2 protein-coding genes are annotated in these 1,884 nt (G+C 63.5%); both read left to right on the forward strand.

Features of this window, described 5'->3' with window-relative positions; all coding sequences use genetic code 11:
- Positions 1-595 precede the first annotated feature (595 nt).
- Positions 596-1,387, forward strand: coding sequence for a DeoR/GlpR family DNA-binding transcription regulator (locus ACXAHG_RS23425; protein WP_475039678.1), 792 nt, complete (start codon positions 596-598; stop codon positions 1,385-1,387).
- A gap of 160 nt (positions 1,388-1,547) precedes the next feature.
- The coding region (locus ACXAHG_RS23430; protein ID WP_475061212.1) for a Na/Pi symporter at positions 1,548-1,884 on the forward strand (337 nt) is incomplete at its 3' end.

The raw sequence follows: 1,884 nt of genomic DNA on the forward strand, positions 1-1,884 counted from the left end.
CCTCGGTGCGCGCCAAGGTCGCGGACCTTTGCGCCAAGTTCCCGCTGTATCCGAACCTCTAAGCCTCTCCCAGGGTTGAAAAAGAAACCGCGGCGGCCCCCAGCCGCGGCGGTTTTGCATTACCACGGCGGCTCTCCCGCGCCCCGCCGGCGCATCCCGGCTGCCCTGGCGGGCCGCCCAGCTGCCCCGGCAAGGGCCTTGGGCCCGGCAGCGCCCCTGCGGGGCGCTGCCCGCACCGCGCTGCCAGGCGCGGTGCCATGCCCAACGCTTTGCGGACGGCCGCAGGCGGGCCGCAGAAGGGGCGGGAGCGATTGCGCAAACGAGAAGGGGGGCTGCAAAACCTTGTTTTTGGCAAGGTATTGCAAACAGAGATGCAAGCCTGGTCAATCCGGTGGACCTGGCCGCCGGACCGTTGAAAAAAAACGGTCGCGAGGCGGACCCGCCCGTCCCAGTAAGACGGTGACCGTTTGCACAAAAATGCCGGAAATACATGTGCGTTTTGCAGAAATATGTGGGAAACTGTGGAGAACTCTTGTAAAGCGGCAAGCAGCCGTGCCCCATGGGGTGTGACGGGCAAACGCAAACGGATTCATTCTTGTCTGACTCACTTTCGCTTTCTCACCGTGAATTGGAACTGGTAGACGCCTTGCGCCGCCTTGGCGGGTCGGCGCGCAGCGCTGAGCTTGCCAAAATGCTGGAGGTGTCCGAGGAAACCGTGCGGCGCACGATCAAGGCTCTGGACAAGGCGGGGGCCGTGCAACGGGTGCATGGCGGTGCATTCCTGGCCGGGCCGCAGAGTGCAACCAGTTTTGCCCGCAGAATATCGGAAAACCAAAAGGAAAAGGCACGAATTGCAGCGCAGGTTGCAAAGCATGCCCGGGACGGTATGGCGCTGTTCCTGGATGTCGGTTCAACCACGGCCTTTGTCGCCGAGGAACTGCGGCAGAAATCAGGGCTGATTGTGGTCACCAATTCTGTCGGTGCGGCCCAGACATTGGTCAACCACAATGGCAACCGGGTTCATTTCCTTGGCGGCGAATTGCAGAGCAACGAGCGCGGCACCTTCGGCTTTGTGACAGAACAGCAGGTCCGGAGGTTTTCGCTGGACTTGGCCGTGCTGTCGGCTGATGCATTTTCCGCCAAGCAGGGCGTGCTCTATCACAGTGCGGCTGAGGCGCAGCTGGCCAGTGTTGCGGCTGAGTGCAGTGAGCAGGTCGCCGTGGCTATTGCGCATCCGAAGTTCGAGGAAACCGCCCCGCATTGCGGCCCCTCCCCGCGCAAGCTGGATCTTCTTTTTACGGATCATGCGCCGGGCAAGAAGCTTGCTGCCGCGCTGGCAGGGTGGGGTGTGAAAGTTGACGTGGCGGAGAAGGCCAAGGATGGTTGATCACTTTGGGCGTGCAGCCTCCGCCTGCCCGCAGGGACAGGCTGCTTGATGACGCCGGCGTCCCGGATATATTCAGCCCTTTGGGGCCGCGGCCTGCAGGGGGAGCATCCCCGGCGGCAGGGCCCGGTTCCGGCAACAGAAGCCCTGGACAGGATTTGACATGGCCATTCTCACGTTTCTTGTCAGCCTGGCGGGCGCCACGATGCTGCTGCTTTACGCGGTGCGGATGGTGCGGACGGGCATTGAGCGCAGCTATGGCGCCTCGTTCCAGCGGCTGCTGACCGGCCGGCAGAGCCATCTGCAGGCCGGGGCGATGGGGCTGTGCCTGGCGATCGTGCTGCAAAGCTCGGCCGCGGTGGCGCTGCTGACATCCGGGTTTGCCGCCAGCGGATACCTGGCCTTTCCCACCGGGCTGGCGATCGTGCTGGGCGGCGATCTCGGCTCCGCTTTGATCATCCAGATCCTGTCGTTCAAGCTCGACTGGCTGGTGCCGGTGC

Source organism: Leisingera sp. ABD4_442 (assembly GCF_056160905.1).